The following is a 23,209-nucleotide window of genomic DNA, read 5'->3' as shown; positions in this document are numbered from 1 at the left end:
AGAGAAGTGGCCGCAACGACCGCCCTTGACCTGGCGAAGGTCCGAAACATCGGGATCATCGCCCATATTGACGCGGGTAAGACCACCACGACTGAGCGCATCCTGTTCTACACCGGCATCAACTACAAGATCGGTGAAGTCCACGACGGCGCAGCCACCATGGACTGGATGGAGCAGGAGCAGGAGCGTGGCATCACGATCACGTCTGCCGCGACGACCTGCGAGTGGGCCGGTCACACGATCAACCTGATCGACACCCCGGGCCACGTCGACTTCACCATCGAGGTCGAGCGCAACCTTCGTGTCCTCGACGGTGCGGTCACCGTGTTCGACGGTGTCGCGGGCGTCGAGCCGCAGTCAGAGACGGTGTGGCGTCAGGCCGACCGCTACAACGTCCCCCGCATCTGCTTCGTGAACAAGATGGACCGGGTCGGCGCGGAGTTCCACCGCTGCGTCGACATGATGGTCACCCGTCTTGCCGCGACTCCCGCGGTCATCCAGCTTCCCTGGGGCGTCGAGGCCGGCTTCCGCGGCGTCATCGACCTGGTGAAGATGAAGGGCCTGCTCTGGAGCGAGGACGCGGCCAAGGGCGAGATGTACGACGTCGTCGACATCCCGGCCGACCACGCCGAAGCAGCTCGCGAGTGGCGTGACAAGCTCGTCGAGACCGTCGCCGAGAACGACGACGAGATGATGGAGCTCTTCCTCGAGGCCATCGAGCCCACCGAGGAGCAGCTGGTCGCGGCCATCCGCCGCGCGACGCTGTCCAGCGCCATCAACCCGGTTCTCACCGGCACCGCGTTCAAGAACAAGGGCGTGCAGCCCCTGCTCGACGCGGTGGTCGCCTACCTCCCCGCGCCGACCGACATCCCGGCCTTCGAGGGCCACGCGGTCGGCAACGAGGACAAGGTCGTCGTGCGTCACGCGGACCCGGCCGAGCCGTTCTCCGCGCTGGCCTTCAAGATCGCGAGCGACCCACACCTGGGCAAGATCACCTACATCCGCATCTACTCCGGCACGCTCGAGGCGGGTTCACAGGTCGTGAACTCGGTGAAGGGCAAGAAGGAGCGGATCGGCAAGATCTACCAGATGCACGCGAACAAGCGTGAGGAGCGCCCGGTGGCCTCCGCCGGTCAGATCGTCGCCGTCATGGGTCTCAAGGACACCACGACCGGCGACACCCTGTCCGACCCGGCCAACCAGGTCGTGCTCGAGTCGATGACGTTCCCGGCTCCGGTCATCAACGTCGCGATCGAGCCCAAGACCAAGGGCGACCAGGAGAAGCTGTCGACCGCGATCCAGCGGCTGGCCGAGGAGGACCCGTCCTTCCAGGTCCGTCGTGACGAGGAGACCGGCCAGACGGTCATCTGGGGCATGGGCGAGCTTCACCTGGAGATCCTCGTCGACCGTATGCGTCGCGAGTTCAAGGTCGAGGCCAACGTCGGCCGCCCGCAGGTGGCCTACCGCGAGACCATCCGCCGCACGGTGGACAAGGTCGACTACACCCACAAGAAGCAGACGGGTGGGTCCGGCCAGTTCGCGCGGGTCATCATCAAGCTCGAGCCGCTCGGCGAAGGCAACGACGGCTACGAGTTCGAGAACAAGGTCACCGGTGGCCGTGTCCCGAGGGAGTACATCCCCTCGGTCGACGCGGGTGCTCAGGAGGCCGCCGAGTTCGGCGTGCTGGCCGGCTACCCGATGGTGGGCGTGAAGGTGACGCTGACCGACGGTGCCGCGCACGACGTCGACTCCTCGGAAATGGCCTTCAAGATCGCCGGCTCGATGGCCTTCAAGGAGGCCGCTCGCAAGGCCGATGCTGTACTCCTCGAGCCGATGATGGCCGTCGAGGTCACCACGCCCGAGGACTACATGGGTGACGTCATCGGTGACCTCAACGGTCGCCGCGGACAGATCCAGGCGATGGACGAGCGGGCGGGCGCCCGTGTCGTCTCGGCGCTCGTACCGCTTTCTGAGATGTTCGGCTACGTGGGCGACCTGCGTAGCAAGACGCAGGGGCGCGCGAGCTACAGCATGCAGTTCGACTCCTACTCGGAGGTGCCCCCGGGCATCGCCAAGGAGATCGTCGCGAAGGCCCGGGGCGAATAGTCCCGGGACCCCCGGCTGGGCCTCGCCAAGCCGAAAGGGGCTTCGGCCTCTGGTGGGGCGGTGCGAGCCGCCCCACCGTCTAGGGGTTCGGGATCACCCGGGCCCGAGTGTGTAGACGAAAGTCAGACAGATTCTCAAGGAGAGAACCAGTGGGCAAGGCCAAGTTCGAGCGGAACAAGCCGCACATGAACATCGGCACCATTGGGCACATCGACCACGGTAAGACCACGCTCACCGCGGCGATCACCAAGGTGCTTCACGACCGTTTCCCCGAGCTGAACAAGGCGACGCCGTTCGACAAGATCGACAAGGCGCCCGAGGAGAAGGCCCGCGGAATTACGATCTCCATCGCGCACGTCGAGTACCAGACCGAGAAGCGCCACTACGCCCACGTGGACTGCCCCGGTCACGCCGACTACGTGAAGAACATGATCACCGGTGCCGCGCAGATGGACGGTGCGATCCTCGTGGTCGCCGCCACTGACGGCCCGATGCCGCAGACGAAGGAGCACGTCCTCCTGGCCCGCCAGGTCGGCGTCCCCTACATCGTCGTGGCGCTCAACAAGTCCGACATGGTCGACGACGAGGAGATCCTGGAGCTCGTCGAGCTCGAGGTCCGTGAGCTCCTGTCCGCTCAGGAGTTCCCCGGCGACGACCTGCCGGTCATCCGCGTCTCCGCGCTCAAGGCTCTTGAGGGCGACCAGAAGTGGGCCGACAGCATCATCGAGCTGATGGACGCGGTCGACGAGAACGTGCCCGAGCCGCCCCGTGAGACGGACAAGCCGTTCCTCATGCCGGTCGAGGACGTCTTCTCGATCACCGGTCGTGGCACGGTCGTCACCGGCCGTATCGAGCGCGGTGTCGTCAAGATCAACGAGCAGGTCGACATCATCGGCATCAAGACCGAGAAGACGACCACCACCGTCACCAGCATCGAGATGTTCAACAAGATGCTCGACGAGGGTCACGCGGGCGACAACGCCGCGCTGCTGCTCCGTGGCATCAAGCGCGACGACGTCGAGCGCGGCCAGTGCATCATCAAGCCGGGCACGACCACCCCGCACACCGAGTTCGACGGCCAGGTCTACATCCTGTCGAAGGACGAGGGCGGCCGCCACACGCCGTTCTTCAACAACTACCGCCCGCAGTTCTACTTCCGTACGACTGACGTGACCGGTGTCGTGCACCTCCCTGAGGGCACCGAGATGGTCATGCCGGGCGACAACACCGAAATGCGCGTTGAGCTGATCCAGCCCATCGCCATGGAGGACGGTCTGAAGTTCGCGATCCGTGAGGGTGGCCGCACCGTCGGCGCCGGCCGGGTCGTCAAGATCATCAAGTAGTACGATCGCGGGGCGGCGGTCGGCCCTCGGAAGAAGGCCGACCGCCGCGCCACGAGGGCAGAAGTCCCTACGGCTTCCGCCCTCAGGCTCCACGGGAAAGCCGTGATCTCGCAGTGGCTTCGGAAGTGACCGAAGTAACTGCCGGATCACGGAAGAAAACGGCAGATCGACAACGTCTGTCACGTGGGGTCGTGCGGGTTCGACCTGCACCAAACAGCGGCAACAGGCCGCACGATACTTTTTCAGACGACAGCGAAGGACACCGAGGCCACTATGGCGGGACAAAAGATCCGCATCCGGCTTAAGGCCTATGACCACGAGGTCATCGACAGCTCGGCCAAGAAGATCGTCGAGACGGTGACGCGGACTGGCGCGAAGGTCGCGGGCCCGGTGCCGCTGCCGACCGAGAAGAACGTGTACTGCGTCATCCGCTCGCCGCACAAGTACAAGGACAGCCGCGAGCACTTTGAGATGCGCACGCACAAGCGGCTGATTGACATCATCGACCCGACGCCCAAGACCGTCGACTCGCTCATGCGGCTCGACCTCCCCGCGGGCGTCGACATTTCGATCAAGCTCTGAGGGAACGCACTGACATGGCTAAGACGATCAAGGGCGTCCTGGGCAAGAAGCTCGGCATGACCCAGGTCTTCGACGCGGACAACCGGATGGTTCCGGTGACCGTGGTGGAGGCCGGTCCGTGCGTGGTGACCAGGGTCCGCACCGCCGACAAGGATGGCTATTCCGCCGTTCAGCTCGGCTTCGGACAGGTCGACCCGCGGAAGGTCAACAAGCCGCTCGGCGACTACCTGCGTAAGCACGACATCACCCCGCGCCGTTACTTCGCGGAGATCCGCACCGACGACGCGAGCGACTACACCCTGGGCCAGGAGCTGCTGGCCGACACCTTCGAGGCCGGCCAGTTCGTCGACGTGACGGGCAAGAGCAAGGGCAAGGGCTTCGCCGGTGTCATGAAGCGGCACGGCTTCAAGGGTCTGGGCGCGTCGCACGGTACGCAGCGCAAGCACCGCTCGCCGGGTTCCATCGGTGGCTGCGCCACCCCGGGCCGCGTATTCAAGGGTCTGCGCATGGCTGGCCGGATGGGTAACGTCCGCACCACCGTGCAGAGCCTCAAGGTTCACGCCATCGACGTCGAGAAGGGTCTCATCCTGATCAAGGGTGCGATCCCCGGCGCCAACGGCAGCCTGGTCCTCGTCCGTACCGCTGCCAAGAAGGGGGCTGCCAAGTGACCAGCATTGACGTCCTCGACGCCAGCGGTAGCAAGGCCGGCACCGTCGACCTGCCCGAAGACATCTTCGGCGCCAAGGTCAACATTCCGCTGATCCACCAGGTGGTCGTGGCCCAGCTCGCCGCTCGCCGGCAGGGCACGCACAAGGCCAAGACCCGTGGTGAGGTCAGGGGCGGCGGCAAGAAGCCGTACCGCCAGAAGGGCACCGGTCGCGCCCGTCAGGGCTCGACCCGCGCGCCGCAGTTCACCGGTGGTGGCGTCGTCCACGGCCCGGTGCCGCGCGACTACTCGCAGCGGACGCCCAAGAAGATGAAGGTCGCCGCCCTGCGTGGCGCCCTGTCGGACCGGGCCAGCGGCGGTCGCGTGCACGTGGTGAGCGGCCTGGTCACCGGCGAGACGCCGAAGACCAAGGCGGCTCTCGAGGCCCTGCGTAAGATCACCCAGTCCAGGACCGTCCTCCTCGTCGTCGACGAGGCCGACGAGCTGACCTGGCTGAGCCTGCGCAACGCTCCCGAGGTCCACCTGCTGGACTCCGGGCAGCTCAACACCTACGACGTGCTCTGCCACGACGACGTGGTCTTCACCCAGGAGGCGTACGACCAGGTCGTGGCGCGTTTGTCGGCAGGGTCGGCCAATTCGAGTGAAGGGGCAGACGCCTGATGGAGAAGATCGCCGACCCGCGCGACGTCATCATCAAGCCGGTCGTCTCTGAGAAGAGCTACGGCCTGATCGATGAGAACAACAAGTACACGTTCCTGGTGAAGAAGACCGCGAACAAGACCCAGGTCAAGATCGCCGTCGAGCAGATCTTCGGGGTCAAGGTCACCAGCGTGAACACGATCAACCGGCAGGGCAAGCGCAAGCGCACCCGCACCGGTTTCGGCAAGCGTCCCGACACCAAGCGCGCGATTGTGAGCCTGGTCGAGGGCGATCGGATCGACATCTTCGGTCAGATCGGCTAGCAGCCATAGAAGTAGGCGGGCCGTACGGCCTGCCAGGGGTCGAGACCGTCGCACGCCCGTGCGGCGGGCTCACCCATGTAACCGACGAAGGATGAACGAAAAAGATGGGCATCCGTAAGTACAAGCCGACGACTCCGGGTCGCCGCGGCTCGAGTGTCTCGGACTTCTCCGAGATCACCCGCAGCACGCCCGAGAAGTCGTTGCTTGCGCCCCTTCATGGCAAGGGCGGCCGCAACGTACACGGCCGGGTCACCGCGCGCCACCAAGGCGGCGGTCACAAGCGCGCCTACCGGATCATTGACTTCCGTAGGCATGACAAGGACGGCATCCCGGCGAAGGTCGCTCACATCGAGTACGACCCCAACCGCACCGCCAACATCGCTCTGCTGCACTACGCCGACGGCGAGAAGCGCTACATCATCGCGCCGACCGGCCTCAAGCAGGGCGACCGCATCGAGAACGGCGCCGGGGCCGACATCAAGCCGGGCAACTGCCTGCCGCTGCGCAACATCCCGACGGGTACCTTCATCCACGCGGTGGAGCTCCGTCCGGGCGGCGGTGCCAAGCTCGGCCGCTCCGCGGGCGCTCAGATCCAGCTGCTCGCCAAGGAAGGCCAGTACGCCACGCTGCGTATGCCGTCCGGCGAAATGCGCATGGTCGACGTGCGCTGCCGGGCGTCGGTGGGTCAGGTCGGTAACGCCGAGCAGGCCAACATCAACTGGGGCAAGGCCGGCCGTATGCGGTGGAAGGGCAAGCGCCCGACCGTCCGTGGTGTCGCCATGAACCCCGTTGACCACCCGCACGGTGGTGGTGAGGGTAAGACCTCCGGTGGTCGCCACCCGGTGAACCCGAAGGGCAAGCCCGAGGGCCGCACCCGCCAGGCCAATAAGTCCAGCGACCGGCTGATCATCCGCCGCCGGAGCAAGAGGAAGAAGCGGTAGGAGCAGCCGATATGCCACGTAGCCTTAAGAAGGGTCCCTTCGTGGACGGCCACCTCGCCAAGAAGGTGGACGCCCAGAACGAGAAGGGCACCAAGACCGTTATCAAGACGTGGTCGCGGCGCTCCATGATCGTGCCTGACATGCTCGGGCACACGATCGCCGTACACGATGGCCGCAAGCACGTCCCGGTGTTCGTCACCGAGTCGATGATCGGCCACAAGCTGGGAGAGTTCGCCCCGACGCGCACCTTCCGCAGCCACGTCAAGGAAGACCGCCGCAGCCGGCGATAAACGCCTTCAGAAGCAGTTAAGAGGAGTAAGCGATGGAAGCCAGGGCTCAGGCGCGGTTCGTCCGCGTCACGCCCCTCAAGGCCCGCCGTGTGGTGGACCTTATTCGCGGGCTGCCCGCTTCGGAGGCGCAGGCCGTGCTGCAGTTCGCTCCCCAGTCGGCGAGCGAGCCGATCTACAAGGTGCTCTCGAGCGCCATGGCAAATGCAGAGCACAACTTCGATCTCGACCCCCAGACGCTCTTCGTGAGCCGGGCGTGGGTCGACGAGGGCCCGACGCTGAAGCGGTTCCGTCCGCGTGCCCAGGGTCGTGCCTATCGGATCAACAAGCGGACGAGCCACATCACCGTGATCGTGGAGTCCCGCGAGCCGAAGGGAAGGACCCGATAGTGGGCCAGAAGGTTAACCCGCACGGGTTCCGCCTCGGCATCACGACCGACTTCAAGAGCCGGTGGTACGCCGACAAGCTGTACAAGTCGTACGTCGCCGAGGACGTGTCGATCCGTCGCATGCTGCAGAAGGGCATGGAGCGGGCCGGTATCTCCAAGGTGGAGATCGAGCGCACGACCGACCGCGTCCAGGTCGACATCCACACCGCCCGGCCGGGCATCGTCATCGGCCGTCGCGGTGCGGAGGCCGACCGGATCCGTGGCGACCTGGAGAAGCTGACCAAGAAGCAGGTTCAGCTCAACATCCTCGAGGTGAAGAACCCCGAGATCGACGCCCAGCTCGTCGCGCAGGGTGTCGCCGAGCAGCTCTCCAGCCGTGTCTCGTTCCGCCGCGCCATGCGCAAGGCGATGCAGTCGGCCATGAAGAGCGGCGCCAAGGGCATCCGGGTGCAGTGCTCCGGTCGTCTTGGCGGCGCTGAGATGTCGAGGTCGGAGTTCTACCGCGAGGGTCGTGTGCCGCTGCACACGCTCCGCGCGGACATCGACTACGGCTTCTACGAGGCCCGCACCACCTTCGGCCGCATCGGCGTGAAGGTGTGGATCTACAAGGGCGAGGCGCCCACCAGCCGCGCCGAGCGCGAGGCGGCGGCTGCCGGCGCCCGTGCCGGTCAGCGTCGCGAGCGTGACGACCGTCGCGGTGGCGGCGGTGGCGGCGGCGACCGTCCGCGCCGTGGTGGCGCCGGTGGCGCCCGTCGCGGTGGCGGTCGTGGCGACCGTGCCCCCAGGACTGAGGCGGCCTCTCAGGCTGCCCCCGAGACCGGCCCGGCTGCGCAGCCGGGTGCTGAAGGGAGCTGACCATGCTGATCCCGCGCAGGGTCAAGCACCGCAAGCAGCACCGGCCCGACCGCAGTGGCGCCGCCAAGGGTGGCACCAGGGTCGTGTTCGGCGAGTTCGGCATCCAGGCTGTTGAGCACTCCTACGTGACCAACCGCCAGATCGAGTCGGCTCGTATTGCGATGACCCGTCACATCAAGCGTGGTGGAAAGGTGTGGATCAACATCTACCCCGACCGCCCGCTGACCAAGAAGCCGGCTGAGACCCGCATGGGTTCCGGTAAGGGTTCGCCCGAGTGGTGGATCGCCAACGTCAAGCCGGGTCGCGTCATGTTCGAGCTTTCCGGTGTCGCCGAGTCGGTTGCCCGCGAGGCACTCACTCGCGCGATCCACAAGCTGCCCATGAAGTGCAAGATCGTTAAGCGTGAAGTTGGTGAGGCGTGATGGCTAAGGGCCTGACCGCCGGCGAGCTGCGAGTCGAGGACGAGGACACCCTGGTCCAGAAGCTCAAGGAAGCCAAGGAGGAGCTGTTCAACCTCCGCTTCCAGGCAGCGACCGGACAGTTGGAGAGCCACGGGCGGCTGCGCGCCGTCCGCCGCGAGATCGCCCGTATCTACACCGTGATGCGCGAGCGCGAGCTTGGCATCATCACGGTCGAGAAGGAGACGAGCGATGGCTGAGACCGAGACCACAGAGACCACCGAGACGAACGACGACGCGCGGAACTTCCGCAAGGTCCGTGAGGGCCTGGTCGTCAGCGACAAGATGGACAAGACCGTCGTCGTCGCCGTCGAGGACCGTGTCAAGCACCGTCTGTACGGCAAGGTCATCCGCCGTACGACCAAGTACAAGGCGCACGACGAGGCCAACGCCTGTGGCGTCGGCGACCGCGTGCTGCTGATGGAGACCCGCCCCCTCTCCGCCACCAAGCGGTGGAGGGTCGTGGAGATCCTCGAGAAGGCCAAGTAATCTAACGGCTTCTCGGATATATACGCGCCTCGTGGGGGCCTCCAAGCCCCCATGACGGTGTCCAAGGACGCGAGGCTCCGGCCTCGCGTCGCCTGCGGTGCGGCTCCAGGGCTGTAGCCGGAGGAACAAGACCATACGAGTTCCGCCAGGCTCGGCAACGACGAGAACCGGCGCGACTAATCAGGAGAAAACAGTGATCCAGCAGGAGTCGCGGCTCAAGGTCGCCGACAACACGGGTGCCAAGGAGATTCTTTGCATCCGCGTTCTCGGTGGCTCGGGCCGACGCTACGCCGGTATCGGCGACGTGATCGTCGCCACCGTCAAGGATGCCCTGCCCGGTAGCACCGGCGTCAAGAAGGGCGACGTGGTCAAGGCCGTCATCGTCCGCACGGCCAAGGAGCGCCGCCGGCCGGACGGCTCCTACATCCGCTTCGACGAGAACGCCGCCGTCATCATCAAGGACAGCGGTGACCCTCGTGGCACCCGTATCTTCGGCCCGGTGGGCCGTGAGCTGCGCGACAAGAAGTTCATGCGCATCATCTCGCTCGCGCCGGAGGTGCTGTAATGCCGAAGCTGCATGTGAAGAAGGGTGACCTCGTTCAGGTCATCACCGGCAAGGACAAGGGTGCCAAGGGTCATGTCATCGCCACCCTCCCGCGGGAAGACCGCGTGGTGGTCGAGGGCGTCAACATGATCAAGAAGCACACCAAGGAGACCCACCAGGGCCCGCGTGGCGCCAAGACCGGCGGCGTGCAGACCATGGAGGCTCCCATCCACGTGAGCAACGTGAAGAAGCTCAAGGACGACAAGCGCGAGGACAAGCCCGCCGACAAGAAGGCCGAGGACAAGGCCGACGAGACGGGTGAGGACAGCTGATGACTGCCACGACCACTGAGACCGAGCGTCCGACGCCGCGCCTCAAGACGAAGTACCGCGAGGAGATCGCGGCCAAGCTTCGCGAGGACTTCGGCATCGAGAACGTCATGCAGATCCCCGGCCTGGTGAAGATCAAGGTCAACATGGGTGTCGGCGAGGCGGCTCGCGACTCGAAGCTCATCGAGGGCGCTGTGCGCGACCTCACCGTGATCACCGGCCAGAAGCCGGCCGTCGTCCGGGCGCGCAAGTCCATCGCCCAGTTCAAGCTGCGCGAGGGCATGCCGATCGGCGCGCACGTCACGCTCCGCGGCGACCGGATGTGGGAGTTCCTCGACAGGCTGCTGTCGCTGGCTCTGCCCCGCATCAGGGACTTCCGTGGCCTGTCGCCCAAGCAGTTCGACGGCAACGGCAACTACACGTTCGGTCTGACCGAGCAGGTCATGTTCCACGAGGTCGACCAGGACAAGGTCGACCGGCCGCGGGGCATGGACATCACGGTCGTGACCACCGCGAAGACCGACGACCAGGGCCGGGCGCTGCTGAAGCTCCTCGGGTTCCCCTTCAAGGAGGCCTGATCATGGCGAAGAAGTCGCTGATCGCCAAGGCAGGGCGTAAGCAGAAGTTCGAAGTCCGGGCGTACACCCGTTGCACGCGTTGTGGCCGGCCCCGCGCCGTCTACCGCAAGTTCGGGCTGTGCCGTGTGTGCTTCCGTGAGATGGCGCACCGGGGCGAGCTGCCCGGCATCACCAAGTCCAGCTGGTAGTTACCCTTGGGGGCGGCCACGTGTCGCCCCCGTGGGGGCTGCTCGCCGTACATATGTAGAACCTGTCAAACCGGGTGCTCTCCTGGAGAGCGCCCATGACCGCGCCGAAGGTCCACCGGTAGAGCTCCGCTTCACCGACTGGAAACCGCGGCGAGGAAGGCCACTGGCCATGACGATGACCGACCCGATCGCAGACATGCTGACGCGTCTGCGTAATGCGAACTCGGCGTATCACGACAGCGTGACCATGCCGTATTCGAAGATCAAGGCGCACATCGCCGAGATCCTCCAGCAGGAGGGTTACATCCAGGCTTGGACCGTCGAAGACGCCAAGGTTGGCAAGAACCTCGTGGTGGAGCTCAAGTTCGGGCCTACCCGTGAGCGGTCGCTCGCGGGGCTGCGCCGGGTGTCGAAGCCCGGTCTGCGGGTGTATGCGAAGAAGGACAACCTGCCTCGCGTTCTGGGAGGGCTGGGTGTCGCGATCATCTCGACGTCCGCCGGTCTCATGACCGACAAGCAGGCCGGCAAGCGTGGCGTGGGCGGGGAAGTCCTCGCCTACGTCTGGTAGAGGGGAGGAACACAGCATGTCGAGAATCGGACGGCTGCCCATCCCTGTGCCGAGCGGCGTTGACATCGCGATCAGCGGCCAGGATGTCCAGGTCAAGGGCCCGAAGGGCACGCTTTCTCATACAGTCGCGGATCCCATCACGGTGGGTCGCGATGACGACGGCGCCATCGCCGTCACCCGGCCCAACGACGAGAACAAGGTCCGTGCGCTGCACGGCCTGTCCCGGACGCTGATCGCCAACATGGTGCAGGGCGTCACGCAGGGCTACTCCAAGACCTTGGAGATCGTCGGCGTCGGTTACCGCGTTCAGGCCAAGGGCCCGACGCAGCTGGAGTTCGCACTGGGCTTCAGCCACCCGGTCATCGTCGACGCCCCTGAGGGCGTCACCTTCCGCGTCGAGAAGCCGACCCTGTTCCACGTGGACGGCATCGACAAGCAGAAGGTCGGCGAGGTCGCGGCCAACATCCGCAAGTTGCGCAAGCCTGACCCGTACAAGGGCAAGGGCGTGCGCTACCAGGGCGAACAGATCCGCCGCAAGGTCGGAAAGGCTGGTAAGTAGGCATGGCTCCGAAGACTGCGTTCGGCAAGCACACGGCTGCCCGCACCGTCTCGCGGGCCCGCCGTCACCGCCGCGTCCGCAAGAACGTCGTCGGTACGGCCGCGCGTCCGCGCTTGGTCGTCAACCGTTCGACTCGTCACCTGTTCGTGCAGATCGTGGACGACTCCGTCGGCCACACGCTGGTGAGCGCGTCCACCATGGACTCCGCGCTGCGCACGCTCGAGGCTGACAAGACCGAGAAGGCCAAGAAGGTCGGCGAGCTCCTCGCTCAGCGGGCCAAGGAAGCCGGGATCACGGCGGTCGTGTTCGACCGCGGTGGCAACCGCTACGCCGGGCGCATCGCCGCTCTGGCGGACAGCGCCCGCGAAGGTGGGCTCGAGTTCTGATATGGCAACTGAGATGAGGAACCACTGATGGCTGCAGCTCCGCGTCGCGGTGGCGGCACCGGTGGCGAGCGGCGGGACCGTCGTGACGATCGCCGCGGTGGCGCCGCCGACAAGGGCGTCTCGTACATCGAGCGCGTAGTGAAGATCAACCGAGTGGCCAAGGTCGTGAAGGGTGGTCGTCGCTTCAGCTTCACCGCCCTCGTCGTCGTCGGTGACGGCAACGGCCTGGTCGGCGTCGGCTATGGCAAGGCCAAGGAAGTCCCCGCGGCCATCGCCAAGGGCGTCGAAGAGGCCAAGAAGCACTTCTTCAAGGTCCCGAGGATCCAGGGCACCATCCCGCACACCGTGCAGGGTGAGGAGGCGGCCGGTGTCGTCTTCCTGCGTCCGGCTTCCGCCGGTACCGGCGTCATCGCCGGTGGCCCGGTGCGCGCCGTTCTGGAGTGCGCCGGCATCCACGACGTCCTGTCCAAGTCGCTCGGCTCGGACAACCCCATCAACATCGTGCACGCCACGGTGGCGGCTCTGAAGGGTCTTTCCCGGCCCGAGGAGATCGCCGCCCGCCGTGGTCTGCCGATCGAGGACGTCGCTCCGGCCCGGATGCTGAAGGCTCAGCGCGAAGGCATCGCCGAAGCGGCGGCCGCCAAGGCGGTGAGCTAGTCATGGCACGCCTGAAGATCACTCAGGTTCGCTCGAAGATCGGTGGCAAGCAGAACCAGCGTGACTCGCTGCGTTCGCTTGGCCTGAAGCGAATCGGCGATGTCGTCGTCAAGGAGGACCGGCCCGAGATTCGCGGCATGGTCTCCGTGGTGACGCACCTCGTCGAGGTGGAAGAGGTCGACTAGTCATGACTGACAAGGCTCCGCTCAAGATTCACGACCTGCGTCCGGCCCCTGGCGCCAACAAGGCCAAGATCCGCAAGGGTCGTGGCGAGGCGTCCAAGGGTAAGACGGCCGGTCGCGGCACCAAGGGCAGCCACGCCCGTACGACGGTCCCCCTCGGTTTCGAGGGTGGCCAGGTGCCGCTGCAGAGGCGTCTGCCGAAGCTCAAGGGCTTCTCCAACGCGCTGTTCAAGACGACCTACCAGGTCGTCAACCTGGACAAGCTCGGCGAGCTGTTCCCCGAGGGTGGCGAGGTCACCGTCGAGACGCTGGTCGCCAAGGGTGCTGTCCGCAAGAACCAGCTGGTGAAGGTGCTCGGCACCGGCGAGATCTCGGTCGCGGTGAACGTGCGGGCGCATGCCTTCTCGTCCTCCGCGAAGGAGAAAATCGCCGCTGCTGGGGGTTCCGTTACCGAGCTGTAAGAGCTATTACGAGGCGTGGGGGCTCTGACCATGGGCCCCCACGCCCGTAGTGCGTTAGAGTTCGCGAGACGGCAGGATTCTGTCCGGCTCGTTTTGACATGAGACTTCTGATGGCAGATCCCCGCACCATCGCATACTCACACCGCCTTATAGGCGCGCAGGAGGGACCGTGCTGACCGCGTTTACCCGGGCGTTCCGGACGCCGGACCTGCGCAAGAAGTTGCTCTTTACCCTGGGCATCATCGCGCTGTTCCGACTCGGCTCGGTTCTTCCGACTCCGGGAGTTCACGTCCAGAACCTTGCGTCCTGTTTTGATCAGGTCCGCAACGGTGAAAACGGCAATATCTACGGGATGGTGCAGCTGTTCAGCGGCGGCGCGCTCCTGAAGCTGTCGGTGTTCGCACTGGGCATCATGCCGTACATCACCGCCAGCATCATTCTCCAACTTCTCGTCGTCGTGATCCCACGCCTCGAAGCCCTCAAGAAGGAGGGACAGGCCGGTCAGACGAAGATCACACAATATACGCGTTATCTGACGATCGGTCTGGGCATCCTGCAGTCGACGGCGTTCATCGCGCTGGCGCGCTCCGGGCAGCTCTTCCAGGGCTGTGACAAGGACGTCCTGCTCGACCCCGACAACATCTTCATGATCGTCACGATGGTCGTCATCATGACGGCCGGCACCTCGGTCATCATGTGGCTGGGCGAGCTCATCACCGACCGTGGTGTGGGCAACGGCATGTCGATCCTCATCTTCACGCAGGTCGTCGCGGTCTTCCCGTCCGAGCTGGCCAGCATCTTCCAGGCCAACAAGTTCACCTTCGCCGTCGTCATGGTGGTAGGCGTCTTCATGATCGCCGCCGTGGTCTTCGTCGAGCAGGCGCAGCGCCGCATTCCGGTGCAGTACGCCAAGCGGATGGTCGGACGCCGGATGTACGGCGGCACGTCCACCTACATCCCGCTGAAGGTCAACCAGGCCGGCATCATCCCGGTCATCTTCGCGTCCTCGCTGCTCTATCTGCCGCAGCTGCTGACCTCGCTGTTCGCGAACGCCGAGAACCCCAACGCGGTCGTGCAGTGGATTTCCGCGAACCTCACCAAGGGCGACACGCCCATCTACATGATCACGTTCTTCGTCCTGATCGTGTTCTTCACCTACTTCTACGTGTCCATCACCTTCAACCCCACTGAAGTGGCTGACAACATGAAGAAGTACGGTGGGTTCATTCCGGGCATCCGCCCGGGACGGCCGACGGCTGGTTACCTGAGTTTTGTGCTCACCCGTCTGACCGCCCCCGGCGCGCTCTATCTGGGTCTGATCGCCATGATCCCGATCGTCGCGCTCGCGGTGGCCGGAGCGAGCCAGAACTTCCCGTTCGGAGGGACGAGCATTCTGATCATGGTTGGCGTCGGCCTGGACACGGTCAAGCAGATCGAGAGCCAGTTGCAGCAGCGTAATTACGAAGGCTTCCTGCGGTAGTGCGTCTCGTTCTGGTCGGGCCCCCCGGAGCGGGTAAGGGGACACAGGCCCAGTACATCGCGTCGAACCTGTCCATCCCGAAGATCTCGACAGGTGACATCTTCCGTGCCAACGTCTCCGGGGGCACGGAGCTCGGCAAGCTCGCCAAGACGTTCATGGACCGCGGCGACCTGGTGCCCGACAAGGTCACCATCGCCATGGTCCGCGACCGTCTCGCCGAGGACGACGCGCAGGACGGCTTCCTGCTCGACGGCTTCCCCAGGAACGTTGCTCAGGCCGAGATCCTGCGCGACATGCTGAAGGAGTGGGGCCAGGCGCTCGACCTGGTCCTGGAGCTGGTAGTTGACGACGACGAGGTGGTCAGGCGGCTGGCCGGCCGCCGCACCTGCAGCCAGTGCGGTCGCATCTGGCACGTCGAGTTCGATGACAAGAAGGACGACCGGTGCGACGCCTGCGGCGGCACGCTGTTCCAGCGTGACGACGACAAAGAGGAGACGGTCAGGCATCGCCTGGAGGTCTACCAGGAGCAGACGGCGCCGCTGGTGTCCTACTACGCGGACGAGGGCATCCTCGTGGGTGTCGACGCGACCGGTCCGGTCGAGGAGGTCACCCAGCGGGCCATGGAGGCCATCCGCCCTTTCATGGGGTAAGCCCGATGGCCGACTGCGGAGGTGGCACGGATTTCCGTGCCACCTCGCGGCTATTGTGAGGGAATTGGGCTCCCACATCTGCCCGTTGAGACCCCGGGGGGTGCCACACGTGTTCAAGAAGAACCGGCATGGAATCCAGATCAAGACGCCCGAGCAGCTCGACAAGATGCGGGCGGCCGGTCTGGTGGTCGGGCGAACGCTCGATCTGTTGAAGCGCTCCGTCGAGCCGGGGATGACACCCCTGGACCTCGACGCCATCGCCGAGAAGGCGATCAGGGATGAGGGCGCCATCCCGTCGTTCAAGGGCTATCAGGGGTTTCCCGCCACTATCTGCGCCTCGGTCAACGAGGAAGTGGTCCACGGCATCCCGACGAGCGCCCGCGCGCTGCGCGAAGGCGACGTCATCTCCATCGACTGCGGCGCCATCCTCGACGGCTGGCACGGCGACTCGGCGGTCACGGTCCCGGTGGGGGAGGTGGATCCGAAGCTCACCGAGCTCATGCGGATCACCGAGGAGTCGATGTGGCGTGGCATCGCCGCGCTGACCGTCGGCCGCCACCTGTCGGACATCGGGTACGAGGTGGAGCGCTACATCAAGTCGCAGGGCCGCTTCGGCATCCCTCCCGAGTACGGCGGCCACGGCATCGGCACCGAGATGCACATGGACCCCTGGATCGCCAACCACGGCCGCCCCGGCAGGGGGCCCGTGCTGGAGGCCGGGATGTGCCTGGCGATCGAGCCCATGGTCAACCTGGGCACGGAGCGCACACGCGTACTGGCCGACGATTGGACCGTCGTGACGATCGACGGGAAGCAGTCCGCACACTTCGAACACAGCGTCGCGGTGACACATAATGGTCCTTGGGTGCTAACCGCCCTCGATGGGGGCGTAGAGCGCTTGGCGCAGCCGTAGACGAGCCGGGAGTGGTGGGTATGGCGCAGAGCCCCGAGATGCGTGCCTCGGACGTCGACAGAGATCGGGTGGCCGCCGTGCTCCGCGAGCACACCGCGCAGGGCCGCATCACGATGGACGAGTTCAACGAGCGGCTCGAACAGCTCTACCAGAGCAAGACCTACGGCGAGCTGGCCCGGTTGACCGCGGACCTGCCGGACGTGGACCTGCGCAACCGGCCCGCCAAGCTGACCGACCCCACCCCGGCGCCCAAGAGCGGCATGCACTCGGGGATGCGCGCGGCCTGGAGCGCGTGGGCCGCGGCCAGCTCGATCAACTGGGTGATCTGGCTGATCGTGAGCGTCACCTCCGGGCACATGATCTACCCCTGGCCGCTGTGGGTGATGGGCCCCTGGGGTGCGATCCTGCTGGTCAGCACCATCTTCGGAGGCGGTCAGAAGCGTCAGTGAGTGTGTAGTACTGCACTCTGTGTATTCGTCCGCAGAAGGCGGCAAACGTCCTTCCTAACGTAAGCGGTGCCGGACAACAGAGGGGCTCACCCGAGCAGCCCCGGTCCGGTACGGGGAACCGTCTTACAGGAGGACACAGTGGGTATTCGTCACCTTCTCGCGGGCACCGCTCTCGCCGGCTCGATGGTCGCCGGGGCGCTGGCCATCGCTCCCACGGCCCAGGCAGACGCCGCGACCGCCACCCAGGCGCAGAGCGCCCAGGCCGGCCCGAAGCACTTCTTCGGCCCGTACTTCTCCAACGGCTCCGAGAACGGCGGCCACGAGTCGTACTTCAAGGGCTACTGGCAGAAGCGCGGGGGCAACTACTACTTCTACGGCGACCTGTACGACCGGCACCACAACGACGGCGACTACAGCTACGTGTGGTTCCAGTACTACGACCGGCACGGCAACTTCCACCGCAGCTGGTACCGGTCCGACGACCGCCGTCACTTCGACAGCATCCGCTTCAAGAGGGACTTCAAGATCCAGGTGTGCGAGGGCGGCTCACGCAACAGCGGCTGCGGCGGCTGGCACGACGTCTTCTAAGCACATCAACGTCTTCAGGGCACATCAGGGGGGAGTCGTCCCAGGGGGTGTGCTGACTTGCGAGGGCCCGCCGGTTCGCCGGTGGGCCTTTTGCTGTGCCGCCCGAATCGCCGCGCCGCCCGAATCGCCGCGCCGCCCGAATCGCCGCGCCGCCCGAATCGCCGCGCCGCCCGAATCGCCGCGCCGCCCGAATCGCCGCGCCGCCCGAATCGCCGCGCCGCCCGAATCGCCGCGCCGCCCGAATCGCCGCGCCGCCCGAATCGCCGCGCCGCCCGAATCGCCGCGCCGCCCGAATCGCCGCGCCGCCCGAATCGCCATGCCGCCCGAATCGCTTTGCCGCTCGGCCCATACGGGTTCGCGGGTGGGGTAAGCTAACGCGTGGTTGTGTCAGGACACCTGACACGCGTTTCGCGTTTTTGGCTCAGGTGTCGTACACTCCTTAGTCGGCTCACTATGACTATCACGCGTCGGCGTCCGTTGCCGGTCGCCGCTCTCTTCGAAGCGTGAGGTCGCGGCTGCTTAGTGAACCGGAGCCTCAGACGATCGATCAGTGAAACGCGAGGAATTTTGGCCAAAAAAGACGGCGCCATCGAGATCGAGGGCACTGTGGTCGAGTCGCTCCCGAACGCTATGTTCCGGGTGCAGCTCGACAACGGCCATAAGGTCCTGGCCCACATCAGCGGACGGATGCGGATGCACTACATCCGGATCCTGCCCGACGACCGGGTAGTCGTGGAACTGAGCCCCTACGACCTGAGTCGTGGGCGGATCGTCTACCGATACAAGTAAGACGTCTGAGGAACACGAAGGACAATGAAGGTAAAGCCGAGCGTCAAGAAGATCTGCGACAAGTGCAAGGTGATCCGCCGGCACGGTCGCGTCATGGTGATCTGCGACAACCTGCGCCACAAGCAGCGTCAGGGTTAGTCGCCGTAAGGCTTCTCCGAGTCCGCCCCGGTTTCAGGGAGCGGGCTCGACGCATGAGAAGCCTGAGACAGTAATCGCGCGTCACACCTGAGCAGGCGGCCTGTTTTCCGGGCCGTACCACCCAGGAGACCCTCGGTCGGAGGCCGAGGCCCTCACCCCGGGCATGGGGAGGGGACGTGAGGCGCAAGACCTCCGCCACAACGAAGGAGAATGCCCGACCATGGCTCGCCTGGTTGGCGTCGACCTCCCCCGCGAAAAGCGGCTGGAGATCGCTCTCACCTACATTTACGGAATCGGCCGCACCCGTGCGCTGGAGGTCCTCGAGGCCACCGGTGTCAGCGGCGACACCCGCGTGCACCAGCTCACCGACGCTGAGCTCGTCCCGATGCGTGACTACATCGAGGCGAACTTCAAGATCGAGGGTGACCTGCGTCGTGAGGTTCAGGCCGACATTCGCCGCAAGATCGAGATTGGGTGCTACCAGGGCATCCGGCACCGCAAGGGCCTGCCTGTCCACGGTCAGCGCACGCAGACCAACGCGCGCACCCGCAAGGGCAAGAAGAAGACCGTGGCCGGCAAGAAGAAGCCCGGTAAGAAGTAGTCCACGCAGCCGCGGGACCGAACACCTCAGGAGTGAAGGCAAAGGATGCCTCCTAAGAGCCGTCAGGGTGCGCCCAAGAAGGTGCGCCGCAAGGAAAAGAAGAACGTCGCTCATGGGCACGCCCACATCAAGAGCACGTTCAACAACACGATCGTTTCGATCACCGACCCCAACGGGAACGTGATCTCCTGGGCCAGCGCCGGCCACGTGGGTTTCAAGGGCTCCCGTAAGTCCACCCCGTTCGCCGCTCAGATGGCCGCCGAGAACGCCGCCCGCCGCGCCATGGAGCACGGCATGCGCAAGGTTGACGTCTTCGTCAAGGGTCCCGGCTCCGGCCGCGAGACCGCGATCCGTTCCCTTCAGGCCACCGGCCTCGAAGTGGGTTCGATCCAGGACGTCACCCCGGTTCCGCACAACGGCTGCCGTCCGCCGAAGCGCCGCCGCGTCTGACACCCAGGAGAATCTGAGAAATGGCTCGTTACACGGGTGCGGACTGCAAGCTCTGCCGCCGCGAGAAGACCAAGCTCTTCCTCAAGGGCAGCAAGTGCGAGTCCGCGAAGTGCCCCATCGAGATCCGTCCTTACCCGCCGGGTGAGCACGGCCGCGGACGTCCCAAGGAGTCCGAGTACCAGCTTCAGCTTCGTGAGAAGCAGAAGACCCGCCGCATTTACGGCGTCCTCGAGAAGCAGTTCCACAACTACTACGAGGAAGCCACCCGCAAGAGCGGCAAGACCGGTGAGGCGCTGCTCCAGATTCTGGAGAGCCGTCTCGACAACGTGGTCTACCGCGCCGGGTTCGCCCAGTCGCGTGACGCCGCTCGCCAGCAGGTCCGTCACGGACACTTCCTGGTCAACGGCAAGAAGGTCGACATCCCCTCGTACCGCGTGCGTGAGCACGACATCATCGAGGTCCGTGAGACCAAGCGCAACCTGCTCCCGTACGAGGTGGCTCGCGCCACCGCCGGTGACCGCTCGGTCCCGGCGTGGCTCGGCGTCGTGCCGGACAAGATCCGCGTCCTGATCCACCAGCTGCCGGTCCGTCAGCAGATCGACACCCAGGTTCAGGAACAGCTGATCGTCGAGTACTACTCGAAGTAAGTAGTGGTTGAGGTGCGGTTCGCCGCACCTCGACTAGGCTTGTATCGGAGTGGCGTCATATAGCGGGCGCCACACGAAAAGGGGAGACCCCACATGCTGATCGCTCAGCGCCCGACTCTTCTCGAAGAGTCGATCGACGACACCCGATCCCGATTCGTCATCGAGCCGCTGGAGCCGGGTTTCGGCTACACCATCGGCAACTCGGTCCGCCGCACGCTGCTGTCGTCCATTCCGGGCGCGGCCGTGACGAGCATCCGGATCGAGGGCGTGCTGCACGAGTTCTCGACGGTTCCCGGGGTCAAGGAAGATGTCACCGACATCATCCTCAACCTCAAGGAGCTCGTCGTCTCCTCCGAGCACGACGAGCCGGTCGTGATGTACCTGCGCAAGCAGGGCCCGGGTGAGGTCACCGCCGCCGACATCGCGCCGCCGGCCGGTGTCGAGGTGCACAACCCCGAGCTGCGCATCGCCACGCTCAACGGCAAGGCGAAGCTGGAGATGGAGCTGACCGTCGAGCGCGGTCGCGGCTACGTCTCCGCCGCGCAGAACAAGCAGCCGGGTCAGGAGATCGGCCGCATTCCGATCGACTCGATCTACTCCCCGGTGCTCAAGGTCACCTACAAGGTCGAGGCGACCCGAGTCGAGCAGCGTACCGACTTCGACCGCCTGATCCTCGACGTCGAGACCAAGCCGGCCATGAAGCCCCGCGACGCGGTGGCCTCCGCCGGTAAGACCCTCGTCGAGCTCTTCGGCCTGGCCCGTGAGCTCAACGTCGAGGCCGAGGGCATCGACATCGGCCCGTCGCCGACCGACGCCGCCCTGGCCGCCGACCTGGCGCTGCCGATCGAGGAGCTGAACCTGACCGTTCGCTCCTACAACTGCCTCAAGCGCGAGGGCATCCACACCGTGGGTGAGCTCGTCGCCCGCAGCGAGCAGGACCTGCTCGACATAAGGAATTTCGGCGCCAAGTCGATCGAAGAGGTCAAGCAGAAGCTGCACGAGATGACGCTGGCGCTCAAGGACTCCCCGCCCGGGTTCGACCCGAGCGCGGTGGCCGGCGCCGGTTACGACGACGACGACAGCGCGTACGTCGAGACCGAGCAGTACTAAGCCATCGCGAGGGCTCTGCCTCGCGACTCCCCGCGCCGAGCGGTTCCCGCTCGGCGCGGGCGACGGTAACGGCTCGCATCGCCCCTAGAGCGACTGCGACCGGCCCGACTCCGGTACCTGGTACGGCCGGGGCGGGTTGACTCACAAGGAGAACGCAATGCCCAAGCCCACCAAGGGTGCACGTCTTGGCGGCAGCCCGGCGCACGAGCGGCTGATCCTGGCGAACCTCGCCACGGACCTGTTCCGCCACGGCAAGATCCGCACCACGGTTGCCAAGGCCAAGCGCGTCCGTCCGCTGGCGGAGCGCCTGATCACCAAGGCGAAGAAGGGCGACATCCACAACCGACGCCAGGTGCTCACGGTCGTCAAGGACAAGGGCGTCGTCCACCACCTGTTCACGGAGCTCGCGACGACGTTCGCCGAGCGTCCCGGCGGTTACACCCGCATCACCAAGGTGGGCGCCCGTAAGGGTGACAACGCCCCCATGGCGGTGATCGAGCTGGTGACCGAGCCGCTGAACCCGGTTCGCGTGTCGCGCACGGAGGCTCCGGCCGCCGCTGCCGCTCCCGCCGCCGAGGCTGAGACCGAGGCGCCGGCTGCCGCGGAGACCGCCGCGTCGGACGAGGCCGCCACGGTTGAGGCCGCTGACTCGGCTTCGGCCGAGGCTGAGGCCGGCGAGGCGAAGAAGGACGAGGCCTGATCCGTCAGGTCGGCTGAAGTCGGGCCCAGATCCCCTCTACGCGGGGATTCCGGGCCCAGTTGAATCGGGCTCGGGCCCCTCTCGCGGGGGTTCGGGCCTGTTCGCGTTCTGGGGAGGGCGATGGTGGTACGGCTCCGGCTTGATCTCGGCTATGACGGGACCGACTTCTCCGGGTGGGCCAGGCAGCCGGGGCTGCGTACGGTCCAGGGGGAGATCGAGCAGGCGCTCGGCAGGATCCTGCGGCTGGCCGAGCCACCGGCGCTGACCGTCGCCGGGCGTACGGATGCCGGGGTGCATGCGCGCGGGCAGGTGGCGCACGTGGATCTGCCCGTGGAGGCGTTCTCCGCCCTCGACCGCAACCACCGGAGATCCGCCGGGCCCGAGCCCGCGGCGGGCATCCCGGCTGTCGGCACCGTGGGGGTCGGTGCGGGGTTGCCGCTGGACGTGGATGAGCGGCTCGCTACACTCCTGCGGCGGCTGGCCGGGGTGCTGCAGCCGGATGTACGCGTTCATCGGGTCTCCGTGGCTTCTGAGGGCTTTGACGCACGGTTCTCCGCCCTGTCACGGCGGTACGCCTACCGGGTCAGTGACGCGGCCGGTGGGGTGGATCCGTTGCGGCGCCGGGAGGTGGTCTGGCACAACCGGCCGCTGGGCCTGGACGCGCTGAACGCGGCGGCCACGCACCTGCTCGGCGAGCACGACTTCGCCGCCTTCTGCAAGAAGCGCGAAGGGGCCACTACGATCCGGCGGCTCCAACGGCTCGACTGGGTCCGGGAGGGCGACGGGGTGCTGGTCGCCACCGTGGTCGCCGACGCGTTCTGCCACTCGATGGTGCGGTCGCTGGTCGGCTCCCTCCTGTCGGCCGCCGATGGGCGCCGGCCTGTCGAGTGGCCTGGGCAGGTGCTGGGGCGGGCCGTACGGGACTCCGGGGTGCACGTGGCGCCCGCGCACGGCCTGTGCCTGGAAGAGGTGACCTACCCTCCGGACGCGGAACTCGCCGCGCGCGCCCTCGCGACCCGGCGCGTCCGCACGCTGGGTGATGATCCGCCCGCCGTCGACGCGCCGTAGCCCGGCGCGTTCGTGCGTTGGTCGGTGACCCGCTGCGGTCGACGAGCCGGGTGCCGGCGCGTCGATCCGCCCACTGTCGGCGAGCTTCGTAGTCGA

At 66.1% G+C, this 23,209-nt stretch carries 36 protein-coding genes; all 36 read left to right on the top strand.

The window, feature by feature from the left end:
- The first annotated feature begins 6 nt into the window (after window positions 1-6).
- The 36 genes from fusA (at window position 7) to truA (ending at window position 23,113) form a co-directional block, all read left to right on the top strand.
- Window positions 7-2,106: an elongation factor G gene (fusA, locus tag ACQP2T_RS55300; protein WP_433512756.1), complete on the top strand. Its 2,100-nt coding sequence runs from the start codon at window positions 7-9 to the stop codon at window positions 2,104-2,106.
- A gap of 149 nt (window positions 2,107-2,255) precedes the next feature.
- Entirely contained in the window at window positions 2,256-3,449 is a 1,194-nt protein-coding gene (gene tuf / locus ACQP2T_RS55295) for an elongation factor Tu (protein WP_358553086.1), read from the top strand.
- A gap of 273 nt (window positions 3,450-3,722) precedes the next feature.
- Window positions 3,723-4,031, top strand: a complete 309-nt coding sequence (rpsJ, locus tag ACQP2T_RS55290) for a 30S ribosomal protein S10 (protein ID WP_012887830.1) — start codon at window positions 3,723-3,725, stop codon at window positions 4,029-4,031.
- A gap of 14 nt (window positions 4,032-4,045) precedes the next feature.
- Window positions 4,046-4,699: a 50S ribosomal protein L3 gene (rplC, locus tag ACQP2T_RS55285; RefSeq protein ID WP_433512755.1), complete on the top strand. Its 654-nt coding sequence runs from the start codon at window positions 4,046-4,048 to the stop codon at window positions 4,697-4,699.
- Window positions 4,696-5,358 carry a 50S ribosomal protein L4 gene (gene rplD / locus ACQP2T_RS55280; RefSeq protein ID WP_433512754.1) on the top strand — a complete coding sequence of 221 codons (663 nt, stop codon included), beginning with the start codon at window positions 4,696-4,698 and terminating at the stop codon, window positions 5,356-5,358. The genes rplC and rplD overlap by 4 nt, the downstream gene beginning before the upstream one ends.
- Entirely contained in the window at window positions 5,358-5,660 is a 303-nt protein-coding gene (gene rplW / locus ACQP2T_RS55275) for a 50S ribosomal protein L23 (RefSeq protein WP_221519391.1), read from the top strand. Before rplD ends, rplW begins: the two co-directional genes overlap by 1 nt.
- Before the next feature lie 104 nt (window positions 5,661-5,764).
- On the top strand, window positions 5,765-6,601 hold the full coding sequence (gene rplB, locus ACQP2T_RS55270) for a 50S ribosomal protein L2 (protein ID WP_225293948.1): 837 nt from the start codon (window positions 5,765-5,767) through the stop codon (window positions 6,599-6,601).
- Window positions 6,602-6,612: 11 nt separating this feature from the next.
- Window positions 6,613-6,891 (top strand): 30S ribosomal protein S19, encoded by a 279-nt coding sequence (rpsS, locus tag ACQP2T_RS55265; protein ID WP_225293946.1) that lies wholly within the window; start codon window positions 6,613-6,615, stop codon window positions 6,889-6,891.
- 32 nt (window positions 6,892-6,923) lie between these two features.
- Complete coding sequence (gene rplV / locus ACQP2T_RS55260) at window positions 6,924-7,277, top strand: 50S ribosomal protein L22 (protein ID WP_219539598.1); 354 nt, start codon at window positions 6,924-6,926, stop codon at window positions 7,275-7,277.
- The gene (rpsC, locus tag ACQP2T_RS55255) at window positions 7,277-8,131 is read left to right on the top strand and encodes a 30S ribosomal protein S3 (protein ID WP_357948170.1); all 855 of its coding nucleotides are present in this window, start codon (window positions 7,277-7,279) and stop codon (window positions 8,129-8,131) included. Before rplV ends, rpsC begins: the two co-directional genes overlap by 1 nt.
- Before the next feature lie 2 nt (window positions 8,132-8,133).
- Entirely contained in the window at window positions 8,134-8,553 is a 420-nt protein-coding gene (gene rplP, locus ACQP2T_RS55250) for a 50S ribosomal protein L16 (protein ID WP_219539596.1), read from the top strand.
- Complete coding sequence (gene rpmC, locus ACQP2T_RS55245) at window positions 8,553-8,789, top strand: 50S ribosomal protein L29 (RefSeq protein WP_214633180.1); 237 nt, start codon at window positions 8,553-8,555, stop codon at window positions 8,787-8,789. The genes rplP and rpmC overlap by 1 nt, the downstream gene beginning before the upstream one ends.
- Complete coding sequence (rpsQ, locus tag ACQP2T_RS55240) at window positions 8,782-9,078, top strand: 30S ribosomal protein S17 (protein ID WP_219539595.1); 297 nt, start codon at window positions 8,782-8,784, stop codon at window positions 9,076-9,078. Before rpmC ends, rpsQ begins: the two co-directional genes overlap by 8 nt.
- Before the next feature lie 193 nt (window positions 9,079-9,271).
- The gene (gene rplN, locus ACQP2T_RS55235; protein WP_225293942.1) at window positions 9,272-9,643 is read left to right on the top strand and encodes a 50S ribosomal protein L14; all 372 of its coding nucleotides are present in this window, start codon (window positions 9,272-9,274) and stop codon (window positions 9,641-9,643) included.
- A gap of 8 nt (window positions 9,644-9,651) precedes the next feature.
- On the top strand, window positions 9,652-9,954 hold the full coding sequence (gene rplX, locus ACQP2T_RS55230) for a 50S ribosomal protein L24 (protein ID WP_433519962.1): 303 nt from the start codon (window positions 9,652-9,654) through the stop codon (window positions 9,952-9,954).
- Window positions 9,954-10,529 (top strand): 50S ribosomal protein L5, encoded by a 576-nt coding sequence (rplE, locus tag ACQP2T_RS55225; RefSeq protein ID WP_225293940.1) that lies wholly within the window; start codon window positions 9,954-9,956, stop codon window positions 10,527-10,529. The genes rplX and rplE overlap by 1 nt, the downstream gene beginning before the upstream one ends.
- Before the next feature lie 2 nt (window positions 10,530-10,531).
- Window positions 10,532-10,717, top strand: coding sequence for a type Z 30S ribosomal protein S14 (locus ACQP2T_RS55220; protein WP_090769707.1), 186 nt, complete (start codon window positions 10,532-10,534; stop codon window positions 10,715-10,717).
- 169 nt (window positions 10,718-10,886) lie between these two features.
- Window positions 10,887-11,285: a 30S ribosomal protein S8 gene (rpsH, locus tag ACQP2T_RS55215; RefSeq protein ID WP_192789898.1), complete on the top strand. Its 399-nt coding sequence runs from the start codon at window positions 10,887-10,889 to the stop codon at window positions 11,283-11,285.
- Window positions 11,286-11,301: 16 nt separating this feature from the next.
- On the top strand, window positions 11,302-11,844 hold the full coding sequence (gene rplF / locus ACQP2T_RS55210; protein WP_225293938.1) for a 50S ribosomal protein L6: 543 nt from the start codon (window positions 11,302-11,304) through the stop codon (window positions 11,842-11,844).
- 2 nt (window positions 11,845-11,846) lie between these two features.
- A complete protein-coding gene (gene rplR, locus ACQP2T_RS55205) occupies window positions 11,847-12,230 on the top strand; it encodes a 50S ribosomal protein L18 (protein ID WP_225293936.1) in 384 nt (127 codons plus the stop codon).
- A gap of 27 nt (window positions 12,231-12,257) precedes the next feature.
- Complete coding sequence (rpsE, locus tag ACQP2T_RS55200; RefSeq protein ID WP_049572667.1) at window positions 12,258-12,887, top strand: 30S ribosomal protein S5; 630 nt, start codon at window positions 12,258-12,260, stop codon at window positions 12,885-12,887.
- Between the two features lie 2 nt (window positions 12,888-12,889).
- The gene (gene rpmD, locus ACQP2T_RS55195; protein ID WP_080043226.1) at window positions 12,890-13,072 is read left to right on the top strand and encodes a 50S ribosomal protein L30; all 183 of its coding nucleotides are present in this window, start codon (window positions 12,890-12,892) and stop codon (window positions 13,070-13,072) included.
- Window positions 13,073-13,074: 2 nt separating this feature from the next.
- Entirely contained in the window at window positions 13,075-13,530 is a 456-nt protein-coding gene (rplO, locus tag ACQP2T_RS55190; RefSeq protein ID WP_357948174.1) for a 50S ribosomal protein L15, read from the top strand.
- A gap of 169 nt (window positions 13,531-13,699) precedes the next feature.
- Complete coding sequence (secY, locus tag ACQP2T_RS55185) at window positions 13,700-15,010, top strand: preprotein translocase subunit SecY (RefSeq protein ID WP_225293931.1); 1,311 nt, start codon at window positions 13,700-13,702, stop codon at window positions 15,008-15,010.
- A complete protein-coding gene (locus ACQP2T_RS55180; protein ID WP_225293929.1) occupies window positions 15,010-15,660 on the top strand; it encodes an adenylate kinase in 651 nt (216 codons plus the stop codon). The genes secY and ACQP2T_RS55180 overlap by 1 nt, the downstream gene beginning before the upstream one ends.
- Before the next feature lie 109 nt (window positions 15,661-15,769).
- Complete coding sequence (gene map, locus ACQP2T_RS55175) at window positions 15,770-16,573, top strand: type I methionyl aminopeptidase (RefSeq protein WP_433512753.1); 804 nt, start codon at window positions 15,770-15,772, stop codon at window positions 16,571-16,573.
- A gap of 20 nt (window positions 16,574-16,593) precedes the next feature.
- Window positions 16,594-17,022 (top strand): DUF1707 SHOCT-like domain-containing protein, encoded by a 429-nt coding sequence (locus ACQP2T_RS55170; RefSeq protein ID WP_433512752.1) that lies wholly within the window; start codon window positions 16,594-16,596, stop codon window positions 17,020-17,022.
- Between the two features lie 138 nt (window positions 17,023-17,160).
- A complete protein-coding gene (locus ACQP2T_RS55165) occupies window positions 17,161-17,610 on the top strand; it encodes a hypothetical protein (protein ID WP_433512751.1) in 450 nt (149 codons plus the stop codon).
- A 567-nt stretch (window positions 17,611-18,177) separates the two neighbouring features.
- Window positions 18,178-18,399 carry a translation initiation factor IF-1 gene (gene infA / locus ACQP2T_RS55160; protein WP_012887858.1) on the top strand — a complete coding sequence of 74 codons (222 nt, stop codon included), beginning with the start codon at window positions 18,178-18,180 and terminating at the stop codon, window positions 18,397-18,399.
- 24 nt (window positions 18,400-18,423) lie between these two features.
- Window positions 18,424-18,537, top strand: a complete 114-nt coding sequence (gene rpmJ / locus ACQP2T_RS55155) for a 50S ribosomal protein L36 (protein WP_003956441.1) — start codon at window positions 18,424-18,426, stop codon at window positions 18,535-18,537.
- A gap of 220 nt (window positions 18,538-18,757) precedes the next feature.
- Window positions 18,758-19,138 (top strand): 30S ribosomal protein S13, encoded by a 381-nt coding sequence (gene rpsM, locus ACQP2T_RS55150; protein ID WP_214633192.1) that lies wholly within the window; start codon window positions 18,758-18,760, stop codon window positions 19,136-19,138.
- 45 nt (window positions 19,139-19,183) lie between these two features.
- Window positions 19,184-19,588 carry a 30S ribosomal protein S11 gene (gene rpsK / locus ACQP2T_RS55145; RefSeq protein WP_020542285.1) on the top strand — a complete coding sequence of 135 codons (405 nt, stop codon included), beginning with the start codon at window positions 19,184-19,186 and terminating at the stop codon, window positions 19,586-19,588.
- Between the two features lie 20 nt (window positions 19,589-19,608).
- Window positions 19,609-20,235, top strand: coding sequence for a 30S ribosomal protein S4 (rpsD, locus tag ACQP2T_RS55140; protein ID WP_225293921.1), 627 nt, complete (start codon window positions 19,609-19,611; stop codon window positions 20,233-20,235).
- A 93-nt stretch (window positions 20,236-20,328) separates the two neighbouring features.
- Window positions 20,329-21,345, top strand: coding sequence for a DNA-directed RNA polymerase subunit alpha (locus ACQP2T_RS55135; protein ID WP_214633194.1), 1,017 nt, complete (start codon window positions 20,329-20,331; stop codon window positions 21,343-21,345).
- Between the two features lie 157 nt (window positions 21,346-21,502).
- Window positions 21,503-22,045, top strand: coding sequence for a 50S ribosomal protein L17 (rplQ, locus tag ACQP2T_RS55130; RefSeq protein ID WP_433512750.1), 543 nt, complete (start codon window positions 21,503-21,505; stop codon window positions 22,043-22,045).
- A gap of 120 nt (window positions 22,046-22,165) precedes the next feature.
- Window positions 22,166-23,113, top strand: coding sequence for a tRNA pseudouridine(38-40) synthase TruA (truA, locus tag ACQP2T_RS55125; protein WP_433512749.1), 948 nt, complete (start codon window positions 22,166-22,168; stop codon window positions 23,111-23,113).
- The last annotated feature ends 96 nt before the right edge of the window (window positions 23,114-23,209 follow it).

This window comes from Nonomuraea sp. CA-143628 (genome assembly GCF_050942315.1).
Lineage (GTDB): Bacteria > Actinomycetota > Actinomycetes > Streptosporangiales > Streptosporangiaceae > Nonomuraea.
Note: the sequence above shows the minus strand (reverse complement) of the source record. Positions and strands in the feature narration are given on the sequence as shown.

Coding starts and splice junctions, on each gene's coding strand:
- rpsD (WP_225293921.1), top strand. CDS start 19,609: ATGGCTCGTTACACGGGTGCGGACTGCAAGCTCTGCCGCCGCGAGAAG.
- rpsQ (WP_219539595.1), top strand. CDS start 8,782: ATGGCTGAGACCGAGACCACAGAGACCACCGAGACGAACGACGACGCG.
- rpsK (WP_020542285.1), top strand. CDS start 19,184: ATGCCTCCTAAGAGCCGTCAGGGTGCGCCCAAGAAGGTGCGCCGCAAG.
- rpsJ (WP_012887830.1), top strand. CDS start 3,723: ATGGCGGGACAAAAGATCCGCATCCGGCTTAAGGCCTATGACCACGAG.
- rplP (WP_219539596.1), top strand. CDS start 8,134: ATGCTGATCCCGCGCAGGGTCAAGCACCGCAAGCAGCACCGGCCCGAC.
- rplV (WP_219539598.1), top strand. CDS start 6,924: ATGGAAGCCAGGGCTCAGGCGCGGTTCGTCCGCGTCACGCCCCTCAAG.
- rplQ (WP_433512750.1), top strand. CDS start 21,503: ATGCCCAAGCCCACCAAGGGTGCACGTCTTGGCGGCAGCCCGGCGCAC.
- ACQP2T_RS55135 (WP_214633194.1), top strand. CDS start 20,329: ATGCTGATCGCTCAGCGCCCGACTCTTCTCGAAGAGTCGATCGACGAC.
- rpmJ (WP_003956441.1), top strand. CDS start 18,424: ATGAAGGTAAAGCCGAGCGTCAAGAAGATCTGCGACAAGTGCAAGGTG.
- rplW (WP_221519391.1), top strand. CDS start 5,358: ATGGAGAAGATCGCCGACCCGCGCGACGTCATCATCAAGCCGGTCGTC.
- rplR (WP_225293936.1), top strand. CDS start 11,847: ATGGCTCCGAAGACTGCGTTCGGCAAGCACACGGCTGCCCGCACCGTC.
- rplC (WP_433512755.1), top strand. CDS start 4,046: ATGGCTAAGACGATCAAGGGCGTCCTGGGCAAGAAGCTCGGCATGACC.
- ACQP2T_RS55170 (WP_433512752.1), top strand. CDS start 16,594: ATGGCGCAGAGCCCCGAGATGCGTGCCTCGGACGTCGACAGAGATCGG.
- rplB (WP_225293948.1), top strand. CDS start 5,765: ATGGGCATCCGTAAGTACAAGCCGACGACTCCGGGTCGCCGCGGCTCG.
- rpsS (WP_225293946.1), top strand. CDS start 6,613: ATGCCACGTAGCCTTAAGAAGGGTCCCTTCGTGGACGGCCACCTCGCC.
- rplF (WP_225293938.1), top strand. CDS start 11,302: ATGTCGAGAATCGGACGGCTGCCCATCCCTGTGCCGAGCGGCGTTGAC.
- rpsM (WP_214633192.1), top strand. CDS start 18,758: ATGGCTCGCCTGGTTGGCGTCGACCTCCCCCGCGAAAAGCGGCTGGAG.
- rpsH (WP_192789898.1), top strand. CDS start 10,887: ATGACGATGACCGACCCGATCGCAGACATGCTGACGCGTCTGCGTAAT.
- rplO (WP_357948174.1), top strand. CDS start 13,075: ATGACTGACAAGGCTCCGCTCAAGATTCACGACCTGCGTCCGGCCCCT.
- ACQP2T_RS55220 (WP_090769707.1), top strand. CDS start 10,532: ATGGCGAAGAAGTCGCTGATCGCCAAGGCAGGGCGTAAGCAGAAGTTC.
- truA (WP_433512749.1), top strand. CDS start 22,166: ATGGTGGTACGGCTCCGGCTTGATCTCGGCTATGACGGGACCGACTTC.
- rpmC (WP_214633180.1), top strand. CDS start 8,553: ATGGCTAAGGGCCTGACCGCCGGCGAGCTGCGAGTCGAGGACGAGGAC.
- rpsE (WP_049572667.1), top strand. CDS start 12,258: ATGGCTGCAGCTCCGCGTCGCGGTGGCGGCACCGGTGGCGAGCGGCGG.
- rpmD (WP_080043226.1), top strand. CDS start 12,890: ATGGCACGCCTGAAGATCACTCAGGTTCGCTCGAAGATCGGTGGCAAG.
- rplE (WP_225293940.1), top strand. CDS start 9,954: ATGACTGCCACGACCACTGAGACCGAGCGTCCGACGCCGCGCCTCAAG.